6 protein-coding genes are annotated in these 7,347 nt (G+C 54.5%); 4 read left to right on the plus strand and 2 right to left on the minus strand.

Annotated features, from left to right (window positions below):
• Positions 1-69: 69 nt before the first annotated feature.
• Positions 70-435, minus strand: a complete 366-nt coding sequence (locus tag ABLU80_RS21155; RefSeq protein WP_260841664.1) for a hypothetical protein — start codon at positions 433-435, stop codon at positions 70-72.
• Between the two features lie 443 nt (positions 436-878).
• Between ABLU80_RS21155 and ABLU80_RS21160 the strand changes: the two genes are divergently transcribed.
• Positions 879-1,289 (plus strand): hypothetical protein, encoded by a 411-nt coding sequence (locus ABLU80_RS21160; RefSeq protein WP_047081053.1) that lies wholly within the window; start codon positions 879-881, stop codon positions 1,287-1,289.
• Between the two features lie 73 nt (positions 1,290-1,362).
• On the opposite strand, the gene betT is transcribed toward ABLU80_RS21160, so the two are convergent.
• Positions 1,363-3,396, minus strand: a complete 2,034-nt coding sequence (gene betT, locus ABLU80_RS21165) for a choline BCCT transporter BetT (RefSeq protein WP_015704693.1) — start codon at positions 3,394-3,396, stop codon at positions 1,363-1,365.
• Between the two features lie 128 nt (positions 3,397-3,524).
• Between betT and betI the strand changes: the two genes are divergently transcribed.
• Genes betI through betA form a run of 3 tightly spaced genes read left to right on the plus strand, consistent with a single transcriptional unit; the run spans position 3,525 to position 7,281 of the window.
• Complete coding sequence (gene betI, locus ABLU80_RS21170; protein ID WP_015367796.1) at positions 3,525-4,118, plus strand: transcriptional regulator BetI; 594 nt, start codon at positions 3,525-3,527, stop codon at positions 4,116-4,118.
• Between the two features lie 11 nt (positions 4,119-4,129).
• The gene (gene betB, locus ABLU80_RS21175) at positions 4,130-5,602 is read left to right on the plus strand and encodes a betaine-aldehyde dehydrogenase (protein ID WP_260841662.1); all 1,473 of its coding nucleotides are present in this window, start codon (positions 4,130-4,132) and stop codon (positions 5,600-5,602) included.
• A 14-nt stretch (positions 5,603-5,616) separates the two neighbouring features.
• Positions 5,617-7,281 (plus strand): choline dehydrogenase, encoded by a 1,665-nt coding sequence (betA, locus tag ABLU80_RS21180; RefSeq protein ID WP_047063626.1) that lies wholly within the window; start codon positions 5,617-5,619, stop codon positions 7,279-7,281.
• Positions 7,282-7,347: the final 66 nt, after the last annotated feature.

Raw genomic sequence — 7,347 nt, forward strand, 5'->3', positions numbered from 1 at the left:
TTTATTGTCTCTGATACTACAACAGGAGCCGGGCCTACCTGGCTGCTGTTATTCCCTTCACAAAGGTTATCATCTCTGTCTTAACTCCTGATGATAATAATCTAACTGACTGAACTTAGGATTAGCCCGGTAGTAGATCACGGGTACCTCTTTTCCCACATAAACCTTATCGAGATCCACCGTATTAATAGTCATAAACTGATTGGCCTTACTATAAATTTTACCTTCGGCACTAAAGCTATACGTTAATACAATACTCACCTCACCACGATCGTTTGGCGTTTTAGGGTAGTAAGTCACGATACTGGCGCGGGTCGCTACAGGATCCCTTTTGATCATCCAGTAGAGGAAAAAACCTCTGGAAAAACAGAAGATAACCGCAGCCATCATGGCATAGAATGGCCCCCAAATGATGATCCCTGAATATTTTCCCATTATATTTCTCATGTAATGATTGTTAATAGCGCGGTTTATGCAAGTTTAGAAACGAAATATCGCTGTCGCCACAGTATGCAATCCTGGAGGACTCATTGCTTCATTCCATTATTTTCAAATAACCATATTTAAGCGTAGATATATCCCATGACTATATGACAACCAGTAATAACGCAGACAAAAAAAATAAATAATCACAAATAGTGCATTGAATTGTCAATTATTAATTAAAGCCGTTAGCTGCACTAATATTAGAGATAACACAATTATTATTTAAAACTAACATTTATAACCCGCCCACTCTCTTGCCAGATTTCTCTGGTCGACTAATACAACAACTGATAACATCAGCGAAATCTGGTTCATGGATGATAATAATTAACAAAACAAATCAATGGTAGATATATATTTATCATAAAAATATATCAAACAAAGGAATGAAAATGAGTAAATTAATCTACGTGACTCTTTTAGCTATGTCTTGCCTCATCACTTCAGGATGTGATGATACAAACCAGCCTTCTGAAGATGATATTTCAGCGGCAATATCCGCGCGTTTTAAGGCTACTGATGCCCTGCTTAACGGCGCAGCAAAATATAGAGCCAATAACATTAATCGATTAGCATTTGTAAAAGTCAAGAAGCTCGAAAAATGTAAATCTGACAGTAAAAATACTCAGACTGTAAATTGTCCTGTCGAAATCCAGTTCAAAAGAGGGGCTGCTAAATTATTTGATAATACCTACGCGAGCGTCCTGAATCTTGACCTGACGAAAACTGATGGTAAGTGGGAATGCGATCCACGATTAACCGCGCAGCTACAGTTAGCCGTCATTTTAGGGCAGCAGCATTAAGCCAAAGTTCTGCTCCCAGACCGCCAGAAACCAGGGCGTCATTTATTACATGACGCCCTGGCAAAAGAAAGTTTTACATTCCAGGGAAGGTGACGCTATTCCCCGGCGCTTCCCTGTGTAGATGAATAAAGTTCAGGTGTCGCTCGTACTGGTCGAGAATATCGGTGATCACCTGCTCTTTGCTGTAATCCATCAGGTCATTGCCCTGGCTCCCCTCCAGCAGGAAAGTCTCAAGACGGTAGTAGGTTGATTTGCCGCTGCGCGCCCGGTAGGTAAAACCAGGAATCGAGTACTGCTGCGGCCAAATCTGGTAGACGAAGTTTTGTTCGTCGCCCATATGCACCAGCAGATCGAGGTGACCAAGGTTATCGCCCTCTTCCGGCGGCAGGCTTTTCAGCTCAACGTAAGCGCCGCGCAGCTTCAGCTCCTGCGCCACCTCTTCCATCGCCGGGAAGCACACCGTCTCCATCATCTGGCGGGTATAGCGCGTACCGGGATAGTTCATTAAGCGTGACAAGCGCTTTTTCCAGCTCAGACGATCCTGCACGCCCAGCGGGCGCGGCGCAGTGTCGCGATTGGCGCTTTCGCGGCGATAATCTTCCACCTTCAATGACTTATATAACCCCGCCATCACGAAGAAAATCACAAAGCTGAACGGTAGCCCCATGATCACCGTCGCGTTCTGTAGCGCGGAGATGCCGTTAGTCATCAACATACCGAGGGTCAACAGGCCAATCACCACCGACCAGAAGATGCGCAGCCAGTTCGGCGCATCGCTATTAATATCCTTCAGCTTCGAAGTGAAGTTGCCGAGCACCAGCGCGCCGGAGTCCGCTGAGGTGACGTAAAACAGCAGGCCGGTAATGGTGGCGACCGAGGCGCTAAAGGTGAACGCCGGATACTGCGCCAGCAGGTTATAGAAACCGCGCTCCGGGTGAGCGATGGCCTCGGCGGCAAAATCTGCATTGCCATGAATAATTTCATATAACGCGCTATTGCCGAATACCGACAGCCACAGCAGGGTGAAGGTGAACGGAATAATCAGCGTACCGACCACAAACTGGCGAATGGTACGCCCACGCGAAATACGCGCCAGGAACAGACCGACGAACGGTGACCACGCCACCCACCAGGCCCAGAAGAATAACGTCCAGTTATTCATCCATTCAACCGGGCGGTCGAAGGCAAAGCTGTTCAGCGTCATTCCCATAAAGCGATTGACGTAATCCCCGACGTTCAACACCAGCGCATTGAGCAGGAACTCGGTATCGCCCATAAACAGAATGAATAAGATCAGCCCCAGCGCCAGCACCACGTTGAGCTCGGAAAGAATACGAATGCCCTTATCCACGCCGGAGGTCACCGAAATGGTGGCGATAATCACCGACAATACAATCAGCGCCGCCTTTGCTCCCAGGGAATCAGGAATATGGAACAGCACGCTCAGACCGTAATTGAGCTGCACCACGCCGATACCGAGGGTAGTGGCGATGCCGAAAATCGTACCGATCACCGCGGCGATATCGACGCTGTGGCCGATGGGGCCATTAATCTTTTTCCCGAAGATTGGATAGAGCGCGGAGCGGATGGTGAGCGGCAAATTATAACGATAGCTAAAGTATCCCAGCGCCATTCCCATCAGGGCGTACATCGACCAGCCGGTGAGGCCGTAGTGGAATAGCGTCCACACCATCGCCTGGCGCGCCGCTTCCATAGTCTGCCCCGCCCCTTCCGGCGGCTGCATATACTGCGTGACCGGTTCGGCGACCGAGAAGAACATCAGGTCGATGCCGATACCGGCGGCAAACAGCATCGCCGCCCAGCTCAGCACGCTGAACTCCGGCTTCGAGTGTTCCGGCCCCAGCTTCACCGAGCCAAAGCGCGAACAGGCAATACAGACGACGAACACGATATACAGCGTGGCGGCGAGTAAATAATACCAGCCAAATGTCTTAGAAACCCAGTTCAGGGTACGGCCAATCCAGGCCGCGGAAAAATCGCTGAAGAAGATAGTCATCAGGGAAAACAACAAAATCAGTCCTGCGGAAGTGTAAAAAACCACCGGATTGATTTTGTCCTTTTCTCTGCTCGGCGAAAGGTCTGTCATCCATTCTCCTTACATTTATTGCAACTATTAAAAAGCAAATCGGCAACAATTAAGACACATTTTATATTGAACGTCCAATCAAAAACCGCTTTAATAGATAAACAAATCTGATGAATGGGGTCCGGGAAATGCCAAAACTGGGGATGCAATCGATACGTCAGCGGCAGCTGATCGACGCCACGCTGGCGGCGATTAATGAGGTCGGCATGCATGACGCCACCATCGCGCAGATCGCCCGCCGGGCGGGCGTATCGACGGGCATCATCAGCCACTATTTCAAGGATAAAAACGGACTGCTGGAAGCGACGATGCGCGACATCACCGGCCAACTACGCCATGCGGTGTTACAGCGGCTGCGGGCGCTGCCCGGCGCCAGCGCTGAACGACGTCTGCGGGCCATCGTCGCCGGCAATTTCGATGACAGCCAGATAAGCGGCGCGGCGATGAAGGCCTGGCTCGCCTTCTGGGCCAGCAGTATGCATCAGCCGATGCTCTATCGCCTGCAGCAGGTCAGCAGTAAGCGTTTGTTGTCGAACATCGTGTATGAGTTTCAGCGTCAGCTACCCCGCGAGCAGGCGCAGGAAGCAGGTTACGGTCTGGCGGCGCTGATCGACGGCCTGTGGCTGCGGGCGGCGTTAAGCGGTAAACCGCTCGACAAAACGCGTGCCGAAACCCTCGCCGACCATTTCATCAGTCAGTATCTGCCACCGACTTCGCAATAATGGAGGAAACCATGTCCCGAATGGCCGAACAGCAGCTTTATATTCACGGCAAGTTTGTCGCCGCCACCAGCGGTAAAACTTTCGAGACCATCAACCCTGCCACTGGGGAAGTGCTGGCAACCGTCCAGGCCGCCGGGCGTGACGACGTCGACCGCGCGGTAAAAAGCGCCCAACAGGGGCAAAAAGTGTGGGCGGCGATGAGCGCGATGGCGCGCTCGCGGATCCTGCGTAAAGCGGTTGATATCCTGCGCGAACGTAACGATGAGCTGGCGCGTCTGGAGACGCTTGACACCGGCAAACCGCTGAGCGAAACCGCCGCCGTCGATATCGTGACCGGCGCCGATGTGCTGGAGTACTACGCCGGATTGATCCCGGCGCTGGAAGGCAGCCAGATCCCGCTGCGCGACAGTTCTTTTGTTTACACCCGCCGCGAGCCGCTTGGCGTGGTGGCCGGTATTGGCGCCTGGAACTACCCGATCCAGATAGCGCTGTGGAAATCGGCCCCGGCGCTGGCCGCCGGTAACGCGATGATCTTTAAACCGAGCGAAGTCACTCCGCTCACCGCGCTGAAGCTGGCGGAAATCTACCGCGAAGCGGGTCTACCGGAAGGGGTCTTCAACGTCCTGCCGGGAATCGGCGCCGAAACCGGCCAGTACCTGACTGAGCATCCGGATATCGCCAAAATCTCCTTCACCGGCGGTGTCGCCAGCGGCAAAAAAGTCATGGCCAACTCCGCCGCCTCTTCTTTAAAAGAGGTGACCATGGAGCTGGGCGGTAAATCACCGCTGATTATCGCGGAAGATGCCAACCTCGACCTCGCCGCCGATATCGCCATGATGGCCAATTTCTACAGCTCCGGACAGGTCTGCACCAACGGCACCCGCGTGTTTGTGCCCGCGAAGTTTAAAGCCGAATTTGAACACAAGATCCTGGAGCGCGTGGGCCGTATCCGCGCCGGAGACCTGTTTGCCGATGATACCAATTTCGGCCCGCTGGTCAGCTTCCCGCATCGGCAGAATGTCCTGCGCTATATCGAGAGCGGCAAAAGCGAAGGCGCTCGCCTGCTGTGCGGCGGCGATGTGCTGAAAGGCGAAGGCTTCGATAATGGCGCATGGGTCGCTCCGACGGTCTTCACCGACTGCACCGACGACATGACTATCGTGCGCGAAGAGATCTTCGGGCCGGTGATGTCGATTCTTAGCTATGACGACGAAGCGGAAGTGATTCGCCGCGCTAACGCCACCGAGTACGGCCTTGCTGCTGGCGTCGTCACGCCGGATCTGAACCGCGCTCACCGCATCATCCACCAGCTGGAAGCCGGCATTTGCTGGATCAACAGCTGGGGCGAATCGCCGGCGGAAATGCCGGTCGGCGGCTATAAGCACTCCGGCATTGGCCGAGAAAACGGCGTGATGACGCTACAAAGCTACACCCAAGTGAAATCCATCCAGGTTGAGATGGGTCAGTTTCAATCCATATTTTAACCAGGAGGTCATTTTTGCAGTTTGACTACATCATTATTGGCGCCGGCTCCGCTGGCAACGTCCTCGCGACGCGTTTAACGGAAGATCCCAACACCACCGTCCTGCTGCTGGAAGCGGGCGGCCCGGATTATCGTTTTGATTTCCGTACCCAGATGCCCGCCGCGCTGGCTTTCCCGCTGCAGGGCAAACGCTACAACTGGGCCTATGAGACCGAACCGGAACCGTATATGAACAACCGCCGCATGGAGTGCGGACGCGGTAAAGGGCTCGGCGGATCCTCGCTGATTAACGGCATGTGTTATATCCGCGGCAACGCCATGGACCTTGATAACTGGGCCGCCGCGCCGGGGCTGGAACACTGGAGCTACCTGGACTGCCTGCCCTATTACCGGAAAGCGGAAACCCGCGACATCGGCCCTAACGACTATCACGGCGGCGACGGCCCGGTGAGCGTCGCTACGCCGAAACAGAATAATAACCCGCTGTTTCATGCAATGGTGGAAGCCGGCGTGCAGGCGGGCTATCCGCGTACTGACGATCTCAACGGTTATCAGCAGGAAGGGTTTGGCCCGATGGATCGCACCGTGACGCCACAAGGGCGCCGTGCCAGCACCGCCCGCGGCTATCTCGATCAGGCCCGCAGCCGCGCGAACCTGACCATCCGCACCCATGCCATGACCGATCACATTATTTTTGACGGCAAACGCGCCGTTGGCGTCGAGTGGCTGGAAGGCGACAGCAGCGCACCGTCGAAAGCAATGGCCAATAAAGAAGTGCTGCTGTGCGCCGGCGCCATCGCCTCGCCGCAGATTCTGCAGCGTTCCGGGGTCGGCAATCCGGAACTCCTGCGCCAGTTTGATATTCCGCTGGTCCACGCCCTGCCCGGCGTCGGTGAAAATCTGCAGGACCATCTTGAGATGTACCTGCAGTACGAGTGCAAAGAGCCGGTATCGCTGTACCCGGCGCTACAATGGTGGAATCAGCCGAAAATCGGCGCGGAATGGCTGTTCGGCGGCACCGGGATCGGCGCCAGCAACCAGTTTGAAGCGGGCGGATTTATCCGCAGCCGCGAGGAATTCGCCTGGCCGAATATTCAGTACCACTTCCTGCCGGTGGCGATTAACTACAATGGATCCAATGCGGTTAAAGAGCATGGTTTCCAGTGCCACGTTGGCTCGATGCGTTCACCAAGCCGCGGTCACGTGCGTCTGAAATCGCGCGATCCGCATGCCCATCCGGCAATCCTGTTCAACTATATGTCGAGCGACCAGGACTGGCAGGAGTTCCGCGACGCCATCCGTATTACCCGCGAAATCATGAACCAGCCGGCGCTGGATAAATATCGCGGGCGCGAAATCAGTCCTGGCGTTGAGTGCCAGAGCGATGCAGAGTTAGATGAGTTTGTGCGTAATCACGCCGAGACCGCGTTCCACCCGTGCGGCACCTGTAAGATGGGGTACGACGACATGGCGGTGGTCGACGGAGAAGGCCGCGTCCACGGTCTGGAAGGGTTGAGAGTCGTCGACGCGTCGATTATGCCGCAGATTATTACCGGCAACCTGAACGCCACCACTATCATGATTGGCGAGAAGATGGCCGATGCCATTCGCGGGCGTCAGCCGTTACCGCGCAGCACCGCGGCCTACTATGTCGCCGGCGACGCGCCGGTTCGCCGCTAAACGAGCAGATCCCCGGATTGCGCTGCGCTAATCCGGGCTACCAAATCGCACAGCGCTGTAGCCCCG

The sequence above is a fragment of the Klebsiella sp. CN_Kp104 genome, from assembly GCF_040064515.1.
GTDB classification, from domain to species: domain Bacteria; phylum Pseudomonadota; class Gammaproteobacteria; order Enterobacterales; family Enterobacteriaceae; genus Klebsiella; species Klebsiella aerogenes.